The following is a 19,270-nucleotide window of genomic DNA, read 5'->3' as shown; positions in this document are numbered from 1 at the left end:
CCGACTCGCACGACATCAGCCAAACGGAGGGAAACGATGGGTACTTCACTTCAGATCCGGGTCCTCAACCTCCTCTCAGCGGCCAAACGTCCACTGCACGGACGTGAAGTGCAGGAAAAGCTCAACCAGGAACGCGAGGACCGGCTGGCGTACACCACCGTTCTGACCGTGCTCACCAGGCTGGTGAACAGCGGTGCCGTCGCGCGCCACCGCAACGGACGCCAGTACATGTACCACGCCACCTGCCGGGACGAAGTGGGCCTGGCCGTACGAAAAGTGCTGACCAGCTTCGGGACCGACGCGGTCGCCCACTTCGTCGACCAGGCGTGGGCCGATCCCGCGTTGCGGGCGCAGCTTCGCCGGGCCGTCGACGGCTCGGCGCTACTGAGCGAGTCCTCCTAGCGTCGCGAGGGCCCGGTCGCCCAGTTCCCGTACCGTGGCCTCGGAGCAGCGTGCCGCGTCGTACCACCAGTCGATGTGGATACGCCCTGACTGCCGGTAGGTCCGTACGTCGAGCACATGGCCACGGCACAGGGCGGGCTCGCCCCACGGCAGGTCGTCCAGGGGCATGGCCCGCAACGGCGACCGGCGTGTTCCCGTGGCTGCCGCGGTCCGCGTCCCGGCGTCGGTGAAGGTCACCTGGGCCTCGGGCAGCCGCCGCAGGGCCTCGGCCGTCTGCGGGTGGAGATGGCGCAGCACGCCGTAGTGCACACCGTGGTGGGGAACGCTGCCCAACTCGTGGCGAACCGTACTCAACAGACGTGCCGGGTCGTCGTGGTGAGCCCCGACGACAAGGGGATACACCGAAGTGCACCGGCCCACGGTCCGGCTGAGGTCGATGCCCGGGAAGTCCCCGTCCCGCGCACTGCCCATGACGTCGATCAGCGTCCCCTCCCCGTCCGCCTCCGGGGTGAGGGCGGCGGACACCGCCGCGAGCACGAGCGCGCCCGGTGTCAGGTGCTCCCGCCTCTGGACGGGCCGCAACGAGCTCGTCAGGGCCGGATCCAGCACGGTGCGCAGCAGCCTTACGGAGTTTCGGGTGCCGGGGTCGGGCGCGGTCGCCCCGTCCGGGGCGACGAGCGCCGGCCGGGCGCCGGCCCGGCGCAGGAGGCCCAGCCAGTAGGGCCGTTCGAGCAGGACCGCGTCGTCGAGTGCCCACGTGGTCAGGCAGTCGGACCAGGTCTGCCACGTGGTGCCGACCGCGGGCAGGTTCACCGGCCGTCCGGCCAGCAGCTGGCGGCACGCGGTGGTCAGGTCCTCGGTGAGAAGGCGCTGTGCCGAGAGGTCGGTGGCGGTGGCATGAGTCAGCAGGACGAGATGGCGGCCGCCCTGCTCGCCCGAGTCCACGAGAAACGCCTCCACGGCGGCGCGCCTGCCCGGGGTGCGGCGGCCGCGCGCCTCGGCCGCCGCCGCGGCGACGAGTGCGGAGGCGTCCGCCGTGCCTTCGTGCTCCCCCTGCACGACGGTCAGTACCGGACCTGTCGGCACTGCCCTGTGGTGTTCCCACATGCCGCTCGTCTCGGCCAGTTCCACGCACAGCGCATCGTGATGGCCGATCGTATGAACCAGCGCCTCGTCGAGCAGGTCCGCCGAAACCTCGTCCCCGACCCGGAGGACGACGGGTACGTCGAGTTCCGGCAGCGCGGCCGGGTCCGTCGGAAGCTCCAACTGGGCGGGAGTCAGCTGAAGTCGCTCGCCGGTGGAGACCGGCCGACGAGGGGAGACGGCCGTCCCGGGCTCGGTCGCGGAACCAGCCGCGCGAGGTCCCACCGCGTCGGTCAGCGCGCGCAGCGTGGGGTTCTGGAAGAGCGCGCGGGGACTGAAGCGCAGGCCCGCCGAACGGGCGCGGCCGGCGATCCGCGCGGCCATCACGGAGTCACCGCCGAGCAGGAAGAAGTCGTCGTCGGGCTTGATCTCGTCGATGCCGAGCACATCGGACCAGAGCCGGGACAGGACCTGTTCGGTGGTGCCCGCCACGGCCTCGGGTTCGGCTGTGGCGTCCGCGGGCGGTGTCGCCCGTGCCGCCGTCGTCGCGTACGTCGAGTCCAGCCAGTGCCGCGACCTCTGGAAGGGGTATCCGGGCAGCGCGGTGCGACGGTGTCCGGATCGCAGTGGCGCCCAGTCCACCGGTACTCCGCGCGCCCACAGCTCGCCCAGTGCCGCCCGGAAGACCTCCGGTACGTCGCGCTCCTCCCCCGGCCCGACGGCGAGGCTCACCGCCTCGCCCGGCTGGTGTCCCGGCCCGACGCCGACGACGAGGTAGGTGCCGTCGGCCAGCGCGGCGTCCAACGCCGTCGTCCCGGAGAGGAGGGCCGGGGCCGAGGACTTCCGCGTGCGCTCGGGCGGTTCGCGCCGGACGACGCGGCGCACCGCTTCCTCGAGGGTCATCGCTTCGGCGAGGTGGGCGGCGACGTACTCGCCGACACCGCTGCCGGCGACCGCGGCCGGCCGCACGCCCCAGGCCTCGAGGGCGCGAGCCGTCGCGTACTGTGCGCAGAAGGTCCGCGCTTCGGCGGTCGCATCCCCTTCGTTCCCGCCGAACAGCTCGGCACAGCGGTCGAAGTGTTCGGCGAACACCGGATCATGTTCGTACCGCCCCGGGGCCGTCCGAGCACCCCGCTCGTGGAGTCCGGAGAACGTCAGGAGCACCGCGGGCGTCTCCCCGGACGCCGTGCTGTCGGTGACCGGACCTTCCGCCCGGGACAGCACCGCCGTGGCCTGGTCCGCGTCCCGCGCCACGACGGCCCTGCGGTAGCGGAACGCGCGGCGGCCGTCTGCCAGGGTCAACGCCACATCGCCCAGATCGGCTCCGGGCTCCCCGCGCAGATGCTCCGCGAGCCGCCGGCCGGACTCGGTGAGGGCGTCCTCCGTGCGCGCGCTCAACACGAGAACGTGCGGCTCGGGGCGAGCGGGTGGCGCCTCGTGCCGCGGCGCCTCCTCCAGGACCACGTGCACATTGGTGCCGCCCGCGCCCAGCGAGGTCACGCCCGCCAGCCGGGGGCGTTCGTCCGTCCAGTCGGTCAGCTCGTCCTGAATGCGAAAGGGCCCGCCGGCGAGTTCGAGTTCGGGGTTGGGCTCGGTGAAGTGGAGCGTGGGTACGAGCACGCGGTTGCGCAGACACAGCACGGTCTTGATGAGGCCGACGACTCCGGCCGCCGTCTCGCAGTGTCCGACGTTGCCCTTCACCGATCCGAGCGCGCACCACGGTTCGTCCGCCGAACCGCCGAACGCCCGGCGCAGGGCGGCCACTTCCACCGGATCGCCGAGCGCGGTGCCGGTACCGTGCGCCTCCACATAGCCCACGTCACGGGGGTCCACTCCGGCCACGGCGATCGCTTCGCGGATCACGGCGGCCTGCATCTCGACGCTGGGCGCGTGGTAGCCCATCTTCAGCGAGCCGTCGTTGTTGACCGCGGAGCCCCGGATGACGGCCCGGATGTCATCGCGGTCGGCCAGCGCGTCGCTGAGCCGCTTGAGTACGACGACTCCCCCGCCGCTGGTGAAGACCGTCCCGCCGGCGTGCGCGTCGAACGGCCGGCAGTGGCCGTCCGGCGACATCACCGAGTCGAGGTCGCGCCGATAGCCGACGCGGTGCGGCACCTTGACGGACATGCCCCCCGCCAGCGCCACGTCGGACTCCCCGCACAGCAGGCTCTGGCATGCGAGGTGGACGGCGGTGAGCGCGCTGGAGCACGCCGTCTGCACGCTCAGTGCCGGTCCGTGCAGGTCGAAGGCGTGGGCGATACGGGTGGCGTAGAAGTTGACGTCGTTCGCCGACCACAGGGACATCTGCTCCGAGGACGAACCGGCCCCCAGCAGCTTGCGCAGATCGTGTCGGGACAGCACGTGGTACGGGTAGTAGCCGCACGCGGATCCGGAGACGAACACCCCGATGGCGGCCCCGCCTCGGGCCGGGTCGCAACCGGCGTCCTCCAGTGCGTGCCAGGAGCATTCGAGCAGCAGCCGTTGCTGTGGGTCCATGGTGGCGGCGAGGCCGGGCGCGAGTCCGAAGAACTCCGCGTCGAACTCCTCGATCCCGTCCAGCGTTCCGGCCCGCCGCATATAGGTCGGGTCGCTGAGCACGGAGTCGGGAACCCCCTGGCGGCGCAGTTCGGCGTCGTCCAGCGTCTCCAGGCACTCCCTGCCCTCACGCAGGTTCTGCCAGAATTCGGAGACGCCGCGCGCCATCGGGAAGCGCCCCGCCATGCCGATGACGGCGATGCCCTCGGGAGGTTCTTCCATCGGGTCCGTGTCCTGCACCGGTTCGGTGTTCACTGCGGCCTCCTCCTTCGAGCCTGCTGGGCCATGCGCGTACGGCGGGTCCGGGACCGCTGCTCGCCCCGGTCTTCCGCGGGATCCGCCGGCTCCCGCGACTGGTCGGTGAGGCCGGCGGTGAGCTCGTCGGCGAGAGCGGTCACGCTCGCCCCTTGGAGGAGGCGGGAGACCGGGATGTCGAGCCGGAAGTCGTCCCTGATGGCGTTCTTGATCCGCACAGCGGCCAGGGAGTCGAGCCCGAGGCGGACCAGGGGCGTGCCGAGCGGCAGCCCGTCGCCCAGGTTTCGCAGCAGCGGGCGGATCCGCTCGGTGAGCCGTTCGGTCACGGCCCGGTGCACCGCCTCGCGCCCCATTCCGAGCAGCCGGCCGCGGTCGAAGCCGGCCAGGTCGGTCCGGCCCCGTGCCGCGCCCGCGACGATCCGCGCGAAGTAGGACGACGCGCGGGTCTCGGGGAACACCACGGCGTGGTCGTGCCCGAGCCGGACGGCACCCGACTGGACCCGCTCGTGGGCGATCAGTTCCTCCAGCGCGGCGAAGGCCTCACGGGGGTGTATCTTCCCGAGCCCGCTGACCGTCGCGTCCCGCGCGCCCCCGGTCTCGGCCCAGGGGCCCCAGTTGACCGAGAGGGCGGGCAGGCCGTGGGCGCGTCGCCAGTGGGCGAGCGCGTCCAGGCAGGCGTTCGCGGCCGAGTAGTTGGCCTGCCCGGGAGAGCCCAGCAGGGCGGCGGACGAGGAGTAGCCGACCCACCAGTCCACGCCGTCCCGTGGGGTGGCGAGGTGCAGCCGCCAGGCACCGACGGCCTTGGGCGACCACACGCGGCCGATCCGCTCCGCGTCGAGATCCGTCACCAGGGCGTCGTCGAGGACGCCGGCCGCGTGCACCACTCCGCGGACCACGGCACCCATCTGCGTCACCGCCCGCATCAGGTGGTCCGCGACACCGGGTTCCGCGATGTCGCCGAGGACGACCACCACACGGGTGCCCAGGGCACGGATCTCCTCGATGCCGCGGGCCGTGTCCGGGCCCGGCACGGAGCGACCGTTGAGTACGACACAGCCCGCGCCGAGCTCCGCCAGCCAGCGGGCGGTGGCCAGTCCGAGTCCCCCGGTGCCGCCGGTCACCACATAGCCTCCCCCTTCGCGGACCGGGACTCGTCCCGGTGCGGCGGGAGCTCCGGCGGACAGCGGGGTCAGCCGGGTGACGTGACGTACGCCGTTCCGCCACACCACCTCATCGTCGGAGGAAAGGGAGCACAGCTCCCTCACCAGCTCCTCGGGGCGGGGATCCGGGTCCAGGTCGACCAGGGTGGGCCGTAGCTCGGGACGTTCGAAGCGCAGCGAACGCGTCAGTCCGATCAGGCCCGCCTGAGCCGGGTCGAACGAGGCCGCACCCGTCGGCGGACAAGCACCGCGCGTGACGAAGTACAGCCGTGCCGCTTCGGCATCTCCTGGCCCCTGGTCGAGCCCGGCGGCGATCCGCACCATGGGCAGCAGTCGGCGCCCGGCGTCCGTGACGGCCTCGGGGTGCGCCCGGCCGGTCTCCCAACCCAGGAGTACCACTCCCCGGACCGCCGCGGCGCCGGGGATCCGCTCCGGGAGGTACGCGGTGTCCAGCGGTGTCGGGCGCAGACCGGCCCGCTCCATCTCGCTGAGCAGCCTGTTCCGGAAGGCGTCGTCCTCGCCTCCTCCGTACACCAGCCAGTCGCCCGACGGCGCGGGCCCGGCTTCGGCCAGCGGCGCGGGTTCGTTCTCCACCGTGTAGAGCAGGCCGTCCATGGAGACGGGCAGGGAGTCCTCGTCGAGGAATCGGAACCTCACCCCCCGGAGATCGGCCACGGGGAGCCCGTCCTCGTCGTACACGTCGAGGTCCGCCGTGCAGCCCTGTGCGTCGATGCGCAGCCGGGCCCGGCAGGTGACGTCGTCGCCCAGCTCGCCGACCAGGCTCAGCCGTGCGATCGCGGCGGGCAGACAGATCCTGCCGGAGTCCTGTACCAGTGCCATGGCGATGCCGTGCAGACAGGCGTCGAGCAGTGCCGGGTGGAAGGTCATACGGGGGTCGGGCGGTGCGGCGGCGGGGCGGCTCACCCGGCTGAGCGCCTGGTCCGGGGTGATCGAGACCCCGGTGAGGCCGGCGAACGCCGGACCGTGGTTGAGCCCGGCGTCACGGAGCCGGGGATAGAACTCACCGGCGTCGCGGAAGGGGCCGTCCACGGCGCACGGGGCGGGGCCGTCGGTGCCCGCTGCTTCCCGGGTCAGGACCGCGGCCTTCGCCGTGGCGTGGACGACGTCCGTGTCCCCGTCCCGGCTGCTGATCTCGACCTCTGCCTCGCCCGGCGCGGTGACCGTGAGCACCGTGGTCACGGTCACCGGTGCGGCGAGCGACAGCAGCCGGTGGAAGGTGATGTCGGACAGGACGACGTCCTCGGCCTTGGCCTCGAACGCGGTGCAGGCCGCGGAGCGCGCCATCTCGCAGTAGCCGGTGCCGGGGAGGAGGGGCAGCAGCTCCCCGAGCCGGTGGTCGTCCAGCCAGGTGAGCCGTGCGGTGTCGAGGGTCGTCTGCCAGAGGTGGCGCGCGGACGCGCCTGGCAGCCGGACATGCGTGCCGAGCAGTGGGTGGCCGGGCTCGGCCGTGGCGACGACGCGTCCGGCCACCGGCTGTCGCTGCCCGTGGTCCCACACGGCCGTCGGGACATCCGCCAGACGGCCCGGCGGAGCCAGCCGCTCCCAGTCCACGTCGATGCCCCGGCAGTGCGCCCGGGCCAGCCCCAGCAGCAGGGCGGACCGGGCCGGTTCGCTTCGGCGCAGGGTCTCCCAGGCGACGGTGTCGGCGGGCGCGGAGTCGGCCAGGGTGTCGGCCAGCGAACGGACGGCCACCGGGTGCGGCGACACCTCCACGAAGGTGCGCAGCCCGTCGGCGAGGGCGGCCTCGACGGCGTGCCGGAAGCGCACCGGACGGCGTACGTTCGCCGCCCAGTAGGCGCCGTCGAACGCGGGTGTGTCCCGCGGGTCGGACAGGGCGGTGGAGTAGAAACGGAGTTCGGGGCGCGTGGGCCTCACATCCGCCAGCAGGTCGGTCAGTTCGGGTACGACGCGGTCGGCGAACCTGCTGTGTCCGGCGGCGTTGCCGCCCCGTACGGGATAGGTGGCGATTCCGTCGGCCTCGCAGGAGGAGAGGAACTCCTCCACCACGTCCCCGTCGCCCGCCACCACGGTGGTTCGCGTCGAGCTGTGGACGGCGATGTCCAGGTCGACGCCGGCACTCAGCCGCCGCTCCACCTCCCGGGCCGGCAGTTCGACGACGGCGGTGGTGCCGAATCCGAACATCCGGCGCTGCATGACCTCGGAGCGGCGGAGGATGACCTGTGCCGCGTCGGCGAGCGGCAGGCCGCCGCTGACCACGGCGGCGGCGAGTTCTCCCATCGACTGCCCCATGACGGCCGTCGGCCTGATGCCGTAGTGCTGCCACACCGCGGCCAGTCCGACCTGCATGGCGAACAGGGCGGGCTGGACGGACGTGGCGTCCGCCTCGGAGAGCCGGGACCGTGTGACCAGTTCCCTCGGTGACTCGCGCCCGGCGGCGCGGAAGGCGGGCTCCAACTCGTCCAGTACGGCGTCGAAGGCCGGTTCTCCGAGCAGCCCGGCGCCCATTTCGTCCCACTGGGAGCCGTAACCGGAGAAGACGAAGACCACGTCGGGCGACGGCTGCCCCCGCTCCTCCGGCGCGACGATCCCCTCTCCGCTCTCCCCCGCGGCGAGGGCACGGAGCCGGTCCACCAACCGCGGCCGGTCGTGGGCGAGGACGGCGCCGCGTACCGGGAGGTGGGGGCGGCGACGGGCGAGCGTGTACGCCACGTCGGTGAGGTCCGTCGCGGCTTCGGACGCTTCGAGCCAGTCGGCCAGTGCCCCGGCGCGTGCCCTCGCCCCCTTCACCGACCGGCACGACACGGGGAACAGCAGCGGGGCCGGCCTCTGCTCGCCCATCACAGGTACTCGGCCTGTTCACTGAGTTCGGTGTACCAGTCGAGGAGTGGCAGTACGTCCTCCCGCTCGCCCGGCGGCAGGGTGAAGACACACCGGCTCACTCCCGCCTCGATGCAGTGGGCGACCGCCTCCTCCTCGGGCGGGACCTCCACGACGGTCACGGGAACGGGCCCCAGCCCCAGCTCGGCGGCCTGCTCGTTGAGGAGGGCGATGCGGTCGGCGAGGTCCGCGCCCTCCAGGCCGTACATCGGCATCCACTCGGCCCTGGCCTCGGTCACCCGGTCCAGGGCCCTGGCCCCGGTGAGGCCCATGAGGATCGGCGGATGCGGCCGCCGCACCGGTTTCGGCAGCGAGACGATGGGGTCGAACTTGACGAACTCCCCGGCGAACGAGGCCTCGTGGTCGGTCCAGATGGTCCGCATGACCTCCAGGTACTCCATGAGGCGCGCGGCTCGGGTGGCCGGGTCGACCCCGTGGTTGAGCAGTTCCTCGCGTACCCAGCCGGTTCCCACGCCGAACAGGAACCGGCCCTGTGCGAGCACGTCGAGGCTGGCCACCTGCTTGGCCAGGATGATGGGATCGCGCGTGGGCACCTCACAGATCCCGGTGCCGATCAGCAGCCGGGAGGTCGAGGCGGCGACGGCGGACAGCGCCACGAAGGGGTCGAGGCCCTGCATCGCCTCGGGGACGACCGGTCCGCCGTCGGGCCGCGGGCTCTCGATGCGCACGGGCATGTGCGTGTGCTCCGGTACGAAGAGGGCGTCGAAGCCCCGCTCCTCCGCCTGGCGGCCGAGTTCCGCCGGGTCGAGGGAGAAGTCGGTGACGACGGACAGCAGTCCGAACTTCATGAGGACCTCACAGTCACGGGCTTACGGTGCGGGGCAGGTCGGTCAGGACGGCGTGTGCGTTGGTCCCGCCGATGCCGAAGGAGCTGACCCCGGCCACGCGCTCGCCCTCGCCCGCGGGCCAGGGGGTGAGCCGGGCGACCACTTCCAGGCCCAGGTCGTCGAGGGCGAGGGCGGGATTGGGCCGGGTGAAGTGGAGGGTGGGGGGAATCCTCCCATGGTGCAGGGCGAGAACGCTCTTGACGAGCCCCGCCAGTCCGGCGGCCGCTTCCAGGTGGCCGAGGTTGGACTTGACCGACCCGATCAGCAGTGGGCCGGTGCCGGTCCGGGCGGGGCCGGCGAGGACGCCCGCCAGGGCGCCGGCCTCGATGGGATCGCCGAGGCGGGTTCCGGTGCCATGGGCCTCGACGTATCCGACGTCGGTGGGGGTGATGCGGGCCGTGCCGTACGCCTGTGTCAGCAGGGCCCGCTGTGCGGCGGGGCTGGGGGCGGTCAGCCCGTTGGACCGGCCGTCCTGGTTCACGGCGGTGCCGCGGAGCAGGGCGAGCACCCGGTCCCGGTCGCGCAGCGCGTCGTCGTACCGCTTGAGCACGACGCTCACACAGCCCTCGCCGCGCACGATGCCGTCCGCGGCCGCGTCGAACGGCCGGCAGCGTCCCCCGGCCGAGGATGCGGCGGCCTGATCGGCGTAGACCGTGCCGCCCGGTGCGAGCAGGACGTTGACCCCGCCGACGACCGCGAGATCGCTCTCCCCGGTGAGCAGGCTCTGCCGGGCCAGATGCAGGGCGACGAGGGAGGACGAGCACGCGGTGTCCACGGTGAGGCTCGGTCCGCGCAGGTCGAGCAGGTACGAGAGCCGGCCCGCGATGACGCTGAGCGTGGTGCCCGGCAGCGACCAGCCGTTGATGCCCGGCAGGTCCTCCATCCGCTGTCGGGCGAAGTCGTCGCCGCTCGCCCCGACGAAGACTCCGGTGCGGCTGCCCGCGAGCCCGTCCGGCGGGATCCCCGCGTGTTCCAGGGACTCCCAGGCGACCTCCAGGAACATCCGCTGCTGCGGGTCCATCTCGGCGGACTCGGCGGGCGCGATTCCGAAGAACTCGGCGTCGAAGCCCTCGATGTCGTCGAGGTAGCCGCCCGTGCGGGTGGTGCGGTCGAGGACCGTGGCGTGGCCGGGCGAGGTGCGGCGGTACGCCTCCCAGCGGTCCTCGGGCACCTCACGGATCGCGTCACCGCCGGAGCGGAGAAACTCCCAGAAGCCGTGGGGGGACGAGATCCCGCCGGGCAGCCGGCACCCGACCCCGACGACGGCGAGCTCGGCCGCGCCGTCCTGAGGGACGGTCCGCCCGGAGTCCCGCCGGGGCCCCGGCACGGGCGGAGCGGTGGCCGTCAGCCGGTCGGAGAGCCGCCGGATGGTGGGGTGTTCCCAGATGATCGTCGGGGCGACCGGCCGGCCCAGGTGCCCGGCCAGTTGACCGGAGAGGGCGACCGCCTTCCTGGACGTCAGTCCGTAGTCGCGGAACGGCCGGTCGAGGTCGATCCGGTCGGCGGGGACGGAACACAGTCCGGCGAGTCGTTCCACCAGCCACTGGCGCAGTTCCATCACGGTGCCGTCCGATCGGCCGCCACGGTCTGCGCGGCGAGTTCACCGTCGGAGTACATGTCGCGGCAGATGCGGCGGCGCAGCTTTCCGCTGGAAGTCTTCGGGATCGTGCCGCGGGTGACGAGCGCGACGTCGTGGAGCTCGATGTCGTGTGCCTCCGCCACGGCCGCGCGGATCGCCGTGCGCAGCTCTCCGAGGTCGACGGTGGTCTCGGCCTCCGGGCGCAGTTCCACGACCACGACGGCCAGCTCCCGTTCGTCCGTTTCGACCGGGAAGGCGGCGACATGACCGCGGCGCACCGCGGGGCTGACCTGTTCGACGGTGACCTCGATGTCGATGGCATGGTGGTTGCGGCCGTCCACGATGACGATGTCCTTGGCCCGCCCGGCGATGAAGAGTTCCCCGTCGTGGAAGAAGCCCAGATCGCCGGTGCGCAGCCAGTCGGCGGTGCCGTCGAGGCGGCGCCCGAAGGTCTCGTCGCTGTCGGCACGCCGCCAGTAGGCGCGGCACACGTTCCCGCCGCGAACCAGCAGTTCGCCCACCTCACCGGCGGGTGCCTCCAGGCCCGTGGCGGGATCCACCACGCGGACGTCCTGGCCCTGGAAGGCCGGCCCGCACCCCACGAGACGGCGGGCCGCCGGATCCGTGGCCGCGCACACTTCGACGCGTCCCGCGGTCAGGGCCTCGCGGTCGAAGCCGGTGACCACGGGTTCGGCCTCCGCGCTGATCCCGGTCACGATCAGCGTGGCCTCGGCCAGCCCCCAGCAGGGCGAGTGCGCCGTGTGCCGGAAGCCGTGGGGCTCATACGCCTCGGTGAAGCGTTCCATGGAGTGCGCCCGGACCGGTTCGGAGGCGTTGCCGAAGTACCGGACCGAGGACAGGTCGAGTCCGGCCCGCTCCGCCGCCGGAACCGCGTCCACGCAGACGTCCAGACCGAAGTTGGGGATCATGGTGTGGGTACCGCGGTACTCGCCGAACAGCCGCAGCCAGCGCAGTGGTTGCTGGATGAAGGCGTACGGCGTCATCTGCGCCGCCGGGACCCCCACGGCCAGCGGCATGATCAGCGCGAAGACGAGTCCCATGTCGTGGAAGAAGGGCAGCCAGTTGACGATCGCCGACCGCTCGTCCACGCGTTGGCGGTCGACGTGCTGGGCGACCGACACGGCGATGTTGCGGTGGGTGACCTCGACGCCGCCCGGTTTCCGCGTCGAGCCGGAGGTGTACTGGAGGTACGCGGTTCCGGAGAGGTCGGTTTCCACGGGGGTCCACGCGTCCGCGTGTGCGTCCCCCACCTGGTCGGCGAGGACCACATGAGCGCCGGATGTGCCGCCGCCGACGGCGGAGAGCACCGTCCTGACCGAGTCCGCGTACCGGGTGAGCGTCACCGCCACCGCGGGGGTGCAGTCCTCCAGGGTGGGCGCCAGGCGCTCGGTGCGGCGCTGCAATTCAGGGGGGAGCAGGGGCACGGGCAGCAGCCCGGCATACAGGGACCCGAGGAACGCGGCCACGTATTCGGGCCCGTTGGGGCAGAGAATCGCCACCCGGTCGCCGGGACTCGCCCGCCGTTGCAGCAGCCCGGCCATGGCCCGGGCCCTGGTGTCGAGTTCGCCGCGGGTCAGCCGGGTGGTCCGGCCCGCCCAGTCGGTCTCGTGATCGAGGAAGGCCATGGCGAGCGCGTCGGGGCGCTCCGCGGCCCGTTGCCGTACCGCCGCGGCGAGTCCGCGATCGAGGGTGGCGACCTCTTCCCGCAGGGCAGGCGTCAGGATGTCGTGCACAACGGATCACCGTCCTTGGCAAGCCAGTCGGAGAACGCCGCCACGTCCGGGAGGATCACCGTCGAGCACGACAGGACGGCCACGTTGTAGCGCATGTCCGTGATCGTGACGACGGTGCGTCCGGCCGTGAAGGCGCCGTACATCTCGGCGGCGGTGCCCATGCTCGGTTCGTGTCCGGGCAGCCAGACGACACAGACGTCGCTGTCAGCGGCGAGGCGGGTCATCTCGTGGAAGACGCCGAGGAGTTCGAGCACCTCGGGGGCGAGCCGGTCACGGGCCACCACGGGCTCCTCGGCGACGGCCTCCAGCGCCCGCCGGAGCTGTGGTACCCGTTCGCCGTATCGGGTGAGGACGAGCTCATGGGGGTCGTGTACCACCGCGTCGGGACGCAGCCGCTCGATCGTCCGGCGGAGCAGTACGCGGTAGGACTGGTCGCTCGCGTCGATGGCCCGCCGGCTGCCCTGCATGACGCCGGCCAGGAAGAAACTCGTACTCACTCGTCCTCCGTCGAGTACTCGGGCCAGTTCTGTTCGGGCGGCACGACCTTGTGGTAGATCGCCGCGGCGTCCATGACGTACGCCGTGACCTCGGCCGGTGTGCCGTCCACCGCGTCGGCGATCAGATCCAGGTCGCGGGCGAATTCGGGGGTCCCGGCCCGGCTGACCCTGCCCTGGTTGTCCTTGGTGATCAGGAAGTCGGGATCCATCAGCTGGTCCCGGGGGCGTCCGGTGAACGGCAGGACGAGTTCGCCGATCCGGCGTTCACCTCGGTGGAGGGTCCGGATGGACAGGTTGTTCTGCATGGGCTCGAGCAGCAGACGTCGCGCGAACCCCGTCGGCACCGGAAAGGCCGGCAGTTCGGTCGCCAGGTGATAGGTGAACGCGCGATGCGTCACCATGGCCGCCCGGCGAGGGCTGTAGCGGGCGTATTCCAGCAGGAGCACGCCGTCGGCGAGCCACCAGGTTCCGCTGAGTCGTGCGGGCACCGGTGCCCCGTCGGCGCGGACCCTGATCGGGTAGGCGTCGGTGGCCGCTCGCACCGTCCCGGACACGGCGTCCGCGCGGCACAGCCGCAGCGGTTCGAGGTGCGGCAGATAGGGGTCGAGGACGGTGATCTCACCGTGGCCGAAGTACATCGCCGGTGAGTGACCACCGGCGTACAGGTGAGTGGACCGGGCTCCGCAACGTTCCTCGACCAGCCGCGCCACTTCGAAGATCTGCCAGCCGCAGGCGCGCCCGAGCCGCCACGGCGGTGCGCCCGCCCCGTAGTACTCGTGGTACGACGCGGCGCTGCTGTACGGGACCCGGAACTGCACCTCTTGAAGCGCGTCCGCGAACACCGTCGGCTCGTTCACCGGCGCCGCGCCGTTCCGGTGAAGTAGGGCCCGCTGAGCGGCGGTTTGGGCTTGATCCGTACGGGATCGGAGAGCCGCACATCGAAACCGTGGGCCTCCATCCGCTCGAACGACCGGCGGTTGGGGCGGCAGCCGAACTGCACGCGCCGCAGCAGCCCACTGGTCAGGTCCTGGGCCCGGCCGCGCCTGCCGACGTCACGGACGTGCTCGAAGAAGGACAGCGCCCCGCCCGGTTTCAGGATCCGGTGAATTTCCCTGAGCACTCCGTCGAGGTCGTCCACCATGCAGAGCAGAAGGGAGCACACGGCGGCGTCGAACTCTCCGTCCTGGAAGGGGAGTTGTTCGCCCGTCGCGTCGATCACCTCGACCGTCGGCACCACTCCGTCGAGCTTTCCCGTCAGCCGGGCCCGCATTCCTGCGGACGGTTCGACGGCCACCACATGGTCCGCCTTGCGGTAATACGGAAGATTACGCCCGGTGCCCGCCCCTATTTCGAGCACCCGACCGGTCAGATCGCCGACCACCGTGGTCCGCAGACGGGGTCCGTCAAATCCCTTTTCCAGTCTTTCGGAGAGGCGATCGTACTGCCGGGCGAGCATATATGACACGCGACTGTTCATGCCGGGCGACTCTAGACCGCCGAACCGGGGACTGCAATAGGCGATTTGAATTTCTACGGAAGGGTAGAACTACGCATGCGTAGAAAAGCGAGGAACTGTTGCTTCTCCCATGTTTTCGCGGCTACGGTAATTCGCGTTGCACAGGGAGGCGAACATGATCCATACCGATGCGTGGATACTCCACACGGGGCCCGAAGGAGTCCCCCCGGAGGCCCGCCCGCCAGGGAATCTCTGTCGCGGACGCCATTCCTTCGCCGCACCGGGCGACGGTGAGGCATTGGTCGAACCGCTGTACGGATCCTGGGAAGCGAACATAGAGCACGCGCTGTCCCGCCGGCCGATCGATGTGTGCCATCTGCGCCACGAGGAAGCGGTGGTCCTGGGCAACCTGGGCATCGTGCGGGTTCTCGACCCCAAAGGCTCTTCGTCCCTCAAGGAAGGCGACATCTGCATGGTCATGCCGTTCGCGGAACGCGACCGGTACGGCTACGCGGAACTCATCTACGCCTATGACGCGCCGCGCACCATCGGGCTGCTCGCGAAGCGCACCAAAATCGCGACGGACCTTCTTCTGCCCATTCCAGGGAACAGCGCGTATTCGCTGCCCCAGTGGGCCGCCTACGCCCGCTACTTCACGGCCTGGGACAACTGGCGGGTCGCTCATCAGTGCTGGTCGACGCAGATGCCGGAGCAGGATCCCGGCGAGCACCTGGTCTTCGGCTGGGGCGGCGGAGTGGTGCTGGCGGAGCTTCAGCTGGCGAAGCGGGCCGGATTCCGGGTCGCCATGACGGCCGGCTCCGACGGACGTCTCGCCGAACTCACCCGCCTCGGCATCACGGCGGTGGACCGCCGGCTCTTTCCCCATCTGGCCCTGGACCCCGAGCACCCGCCCCTCGACGCCGAGGAAATGGCCCGCTACCGGGCATCGGAGAAAGAATTCCTCAGGACCATCGGCGCCCTCAGCGACGGTGCCGGCGCGGCCATATTCGTCGACAACATAGGGGCACCCCTCTACAAGGCTACGATCAAGGCGATGGCACGGCAGGGAGTCGTGACCACCGTCGGCTGGAAGCATGGAATGCGCACTTTCCATCTGCGCGCCAGCGAGTGCATCAACCGGCACCTGCACGTGAACACGCATGTCTGGCGGTACGACGATTGCGCGACCATTCGCGACCACCAGGAGAACACGGCGTGGATGCCATCGATCGACCCGGCCGCCGTCTATGAATTCGACAAGGTCGGTCAACTCGCGGCGGACTATTCCTCCGGAAAGGTCGACTCGTACTTCCCGCTGTACAGCGTGAATCCACTCTGATCGTTCAGATCATTTCCGACACTGTCTCCCGGAGGAAGGAGAGCACTCCATGGTGAGGTACGCGCCGTATCATCCGGAAGGCCGGCCGGGGGTGGGGATAAGGGCGATCGGACGTCATCTCCCCGAGCGGATCGTCACCAACGCGGAACTGGCGGGGCGGCTGCCGACGAACGACGCCTGGATTCGTGAACGCATCGGCATCGAAGAGCGCCGTTTCTCGGCGCCGGACGAGTGGTCGTCCGATCTGGGAGCAATGGCCCTGGCCGATGCCTGCGAGCAGCTCGGCCTGGCCGTGGGCGACATAGACCTGGTCATCTGCGGCACCTACACCCCCGACCATCTGCTGCCCAACACGGCAGCCGCGATCATGAGCAAGGCGGGGATGTCGGGCACGCCCGGGTTCGACGTCAACAGCGGTGGTTGTCCCGGGGCCGTGTTCGCCCTGGACGTCGGCGCCAAATACGTCGCCTCCGGCCGGTATCCGCGCGTCGCGGTGGTGCTCACCGACGTGGGCTCCAAACTCTTCGACCCGGAGGACCGCACCGTCGGCGTCCTCTTCGGCGACGCGGCCGCCTGTTACATCCTGGAGCCCACGCTGCCCGGAACGGGGGTGGGAGAGGCCCTGCTGCGCAGCGACCCCGAGCACTACACCTCCGTGTACGCGGCCCGCGAGGCGCGCGTCGACGGGCACGGCCGTCCGAAGAAGTCCGCGTTCGGCGACAACTTCACCACCATGCGGGGCAAAGACATCAAGCAGTTCGTCCTCGGCGTCATCCCCGACTTCATCCGGGAGTTCGTCCTCAAGTCAGGGCTGGAGCTGGACGACATCGACTTCTTCGCCCTGCACCAGGCGAACCGCAATCTGGTGCACGGCATCCTGGACGCGCTCGGCCAGCCACGCGCCAAGACGCTGACGAACATCGAACGGTTCGGCAACACCTCGGGGGCATCGCTGCCCCTCGTCCTGCGGGACGCGGTCGACTCGGGCCGGCTGCGCCCCGGGCGGCTCGCCCTGCTGACCGCGTTCGGCGGCGGACTCAACTACGGGGCCACCCTCGTCCGCTGGTGCGGGCCGGACGACTTCGTGACACACACTCCGTGAGTTTCATCCGGGAAGGGTCCAACTCTTGAATGTCACCTACGACTTCACGGGGCGCACCGTGGTCATCACCGGCGCCGGCCGAGGCATCGGCCTGGCGGCCGCCAGGTTCTTCCATGCCGCGGGAGCCGTCGTCTGGCTCGTCGGCCGTGACGGCACACGCCTGAAGGAGGCGGCGGACGATCTGGACGGCGCGCGGTTCGCGGAAGTGGATGTATCCCGTACGTCCGAGGTCGAGGGCGTCGTGTCGGATGTCGTCGCCGACACCGGACGGGTCGACATCCTCATCAACAACGCGGGAATCCTCCGCGACCGCATGCTGTGGAACCTCACCGACGAGGACTGGGACTCGGTGCTCGCGGTACACCTCGGCGGCCCCTTCCGCTTCATCCGGGCCTGCACACCGCACTTCCGCAGCCAGTACTGGGGGCGGGTGGTGAACGTGACGTCGTACGCCGGGATCCACGGCAACGTCGGGCAGACGGCCTACTCCGCGGCGAAGTCGGGCATCATCGGCCTCACCAAGACCGCCGCGAAGGAACTGGTGCGGTTCGGCGTCACCGTCAACGCCGTCTCCCCGGTGGCCGAGACCCGGATGATCACCTCGCTCCCCGACCAGCAGCGCGAGAGGCTCCAGAGCATCATTCCCGCCGGATACTTCGCCCCGGCGAGCGAGATCGCCGGGGCCCTCGGCTTTCTCGCCTCGGACCAGGCCGGCTATGTCACGGGCACCGTGCTCCCCGTCGACGGCGGGATGTCGATCTGATGACGGCTCCCCAGTGCCGACGGGGCGCGGGTACATCGGCACCCGGTCAGCCGGGCCGCTTCTCCTCCTGCAAACGAACGCTCTCCGCCCGCCCCGGAGCCAGCAGCAGAACCGCTGCCGCGCCGACCGCCACGACCAGCGCGGCGACCAGCATCGCCCGGTCCAGGCCGTCGGCGAAGGCGGTACGCGCCGCATCGGCCACCCGCGCTCCGGTCGTGCCGCCGATCCGCTCCGCAGCGGCCAACGCGGCGTCGAGGGAACTGCGTACGGTGCCCATCGCACTCGCGGGGATCGCGTCGCCGCGGTCGCCGACACCGGCGCGGTACCCGCTGTTGAAGGCGCTGCCCAGAATCGCGACCCCCAGCGCTCCGCCGACCTCACGGGTGACGTCGTTCACCGCGGAAGCCACGCCCTGCTTCGCCGCCGGAAGCGAAGCGACGATCGCGTCGGTGGCCGGTGCGAGACACAGGGAGATACCGGCTCCGACCACGACCGTGCCGACCAAGACGGGAATGTAGGAGGAGTTCTTGTCCAGCGTGGTCAGGACTCCCATGCCCGCGGCCATGATCACCATGGCCGCGGTCAGTACGACCCGCAGTCCCGCTCGCCGTACCAGCATCGGAGCGAACGGCGAGACCACGGCGACGGCGACGGTCATGGGCATCAGGGAAAGGCCCGCCACCAAGGGTGAATACCCCTTCAGCCACTGGAGGTACTGGAGCATCACGAAGAACAGCCCGAAGGTCGCCACGCTGGCCATGACGATCACGATCGAGCCCGAGGCAAAGGCCCCGATCCGGAAGAACCGGGGGTCGAGCAGCGGATGGCCGACGCGCAGTTCCCACAGCACGAAGCCCACCAGGGCCGCCACACCGCCGATCGCCGCCAGCATCACCACGGCGTCGCTCCAGCCACGCTCCGGCCCCTCGATGATCGCGTACACCACCGCGCACAGGCCCACGACCGACAGCAGCGCGCCCAGCACGTCGACCGGAACCTCGTCGGGATCCTTCGAGGTCGGGACGATCACGAGAACGAGGAGGAGGGACAGCAGCGCGAGTGCGGCACTGAGTCCGAAGATCGACCGCCAGGAGAACGCCTCGAGCAGCGCACCCGAGATCAGCAGCCCCATCAGGGCTCCCCCCGCGGCCACCGCCGACCAGACGGCCACGGCCTGGGCCCGCTCCTCGGGCGGGAAGATCGTGGTCACGATCGACAGGGTCATCGGCATGATCATGGCCGACCCCAGGCCCGCCACCACGCGCAAGAGGATCAGCACACCGGGATCGTCCACCCACATCGCCGCGGCCGACGCCGCTCCGAAGAGGCACACCCCGGCCAGCAGCAGTCCCTTGCGCCCGTAGCGGTCGCCGAGCGCCCCGGCCGGCAACAGGAACCCGGCGAACACGAGACCGTAGGAGTTCATGATCCACAGGAGCTGTGACTGGCTGGCCCCTGTGTCCCCGGCGATGTCCGGCAGCGCCACGGTGAGGCCGACGACCATGCTGACGATCATCATCAGGGCCACACACATGACCGCCAGGACCACGCGCCTGCGCATCAGCCCGGGCCGCGCGCCCGCCGCGGGGGGCGCGGTGCCCTCCTGCTGCGTTTTCTCCATCTTCCGCTCCCTTGCGC

13 protein-coding genes are annotated in these 19,270 nt (G+C 71.0%); 4 read left to right on the top strand and 9 right to left on the bottom strand.

What is annotated here, in order from left to right; all coding sequences use genetic code 11:
- The first annotated feature begins 36 nt into the window (after nucleotides 1–36).
- Nucleotides 37–402, top strand: a complete 366-nt coding sequence (locus ACJX2R_RS46290) for a BlaI/MecI/CopY family transcriptional regulator (protein WP_262697426.1) — start codon at nucleotides 37–39, stop codon at nucleotides 400–402.
- On the opposite strand, the gene ACJX2R_RS46285 is transcribed toward ACJX2R_RS46290, so the two are convergent.
- From ACJX2R_RS46285 to ACJX2R_RS46250, 8 genes are read right to left on the bottom strand one after another with little or no spacing between them, the layout of a single operon-like run.
- Entirely contained in the window at nucleotides 382–4,275 is a 3,894-nt protein-coding gene (locus ACJX2R_RS46285) for a type I polyketide synthase (RefSeq protein WP_413105014.1), read from the bottom strand. The genes ACJX2R_RS46290 and ACJX2R_RS46285 overlap by 21 nt on opposite strands.
- A complete protein-coding gene (locus ACJX2R_RS46280) occupies nucleotides 4,272–8,255 on the bottom strand; it encodes an SDR family NAD(P)-dependent oxidoreductase (RefSeq protein WP_413105013.1) in 3,984 nt (1,327 codons plus the stop codon). Before ACJX2R_RS46280 ends, ACJX2R_RS46285 begins: the two co-directional genes overlap by 4 nt.
- The gene (locus ACJX2R_RS46275) at nucleotides 8,255–9,103 is read right to left on the bottom strand and encodes an LLM class F420-dependent oxidoreductase (RefSeq protein WP_413105012.1); all 849 of its coding nucleotides are present in this window, start codon (nucleotides 9,101–9,103) and stop codon (nucleotides 8,255–8,257) included. Before ACJX2R_RS46275 ends, ACJX2R_RS46280 begins: the two co-directional genes overlap by 1 nt.
- A gap of 13 nt (nucleotides 9,104–9,116) precedes the next feature.
- On the bottom strand, nucleotides 9,117–10,700 hold the full coding sequence (locus ACJX2R_RS46270; RefSeq protein ID WP_413105011.1) for a type I polyketide synthase: 1,584 nt from the start codon (nucleotides 10,698–10,700) through the stop codon (nucleotides 9,117–9,119).
- On the bottom strand, nucleotides 10,700–12,475 hold the full coding sequence (locus ACJX2R_RS46265; protein ID WP_413105010.1) for a fatty acyl-AMP ligase: 1,776 nt from the start codon (nucleotides 12,473–12,475) through the stop codon (nucleotides 10,700–10,702). The genes ACJX2R_RS46270 and ACJX2R_RS46265 overlap by 1 nt, the downstream gene beginning before the upstream one ends.
- A complete protein-coding gene (locus tag ACJX2R_RS46260; protein ID WP_413105009.1) occupies nucleotides 12,460–12,972 on the bottom strand; it encodes a hypothetical protein in 513 nt (170 codons plus the stop codon). The genes ACJX2R_RS46265 and ACJX2R_RS46260 overlap by 16 nt, the downstream gene beginning before the upstream one ends.
- A complete protein-coding gene (locus ACJX2R_RS46255; protein ID WP_413105008.1) occupies nucleotides 12,969–13,829 on the bottom strand; it encodes a hypothetical protein in 861 nt (286 codons plus the stop codon). The genes ACJX2R_RS46260 and ACJX2R_RS46255 overlap by 4 nt, the downstream gene beginning before the upstream one ends.
- A complete protein-coding gene (locus tag ACJX2R_RS46250; protein ID WP_413105007.1) occupies nucleotides 13,826–14,449 on the bottom strand; it encodes a class I SAM-dependent methyltransferase in 624 nt (207 codons plus the stop codon). Before ACJX2R_RS46250 ends, ACJX2R_RS46255 begins: the two co-directional genes overlap by 4 nt.
- 154 nt (nucleotides 14,450–14,603) lie before the next feature.
- On the opposite strand from ACJX2R_RS46250, the gene ACJX2R_RS46245 reads away from it, so the two are divergent.
- From ACJX2R_RS46245 to ACJX2R_RS46235, 3 genes are read left to right on the top strand one after another with little or no spacing between them, the layout of a single operon-like run.
- Nucleotides 14,604–15,767, top strand: a complete 1,164-nt coding sequence (locus ACJX2R_RS46245) for a zinc-binding alcohol dehydrogenase family protein (RefSeq protein ID WP_413105006.1) — start codon at nucleotides 14,604–14,606, stop codon at nucleotides 15,765–15,767.
- Nucleotides 15,768–15,816: 49 nt separating this feature from the next.
- Nucleotides 15,817–16,869, top strand: coding sequence for a 3-oxoacyl-ACP synthase III family protein (locus tag ACJX2R_RS46240; RefSeq protein WP_413105005.1), 1,053 nt, complete (start codon nucleotides 15,817–15,819; stop codon nucleotides 16,867–16,869).
- Nucleotides 16,870–16,894: 25 nt separating this feature from the next.
- A complete protein-coding gene (locus ACJX2R_RS46235; protein WP_413105004.1) occupies nucleotides 16,895–17,632 on the top strand; it encodes an SDR family oxidoreductase in 738 nt (245 codons plus the stop codon).
- Between the two features lie 46 nt (nucleotides 17,633–17,678).
- Here the strand turns inward: ACJX2R_RS46235 and ACJX2R_RS46230 are convergent, their stop codons facing one another.
- Nucleotides 17,679–19,253: an MFS transporter gene (locus ACJX2R_RS46230; RefSeq protein ID WP_413105003.1), complete on the bottom strand. Its 1,575-nt coding sequence runs from the start codon at nucleotides 19,251–19,253 to the stop codon at nucleotides 17,679–17,681.
- Between the last annotated feature and the right edge of the window lie 17 nt (nucleotides 19,254–19,270).

Origin of the sequence: Streptomyces sp. Inha503 (assembly GCF_047215865.1) — a bacterium.
Taxonomy (GTDB): Bacteria; Actinomycetota; Actinomycetes; order Streptomycetales; family Streptomycetaceae; genus Streptomyces; species Streptomyces lycopersici.
This window is presented reverse-complemented; position numbering and strand designations above follow the sequence as displayed.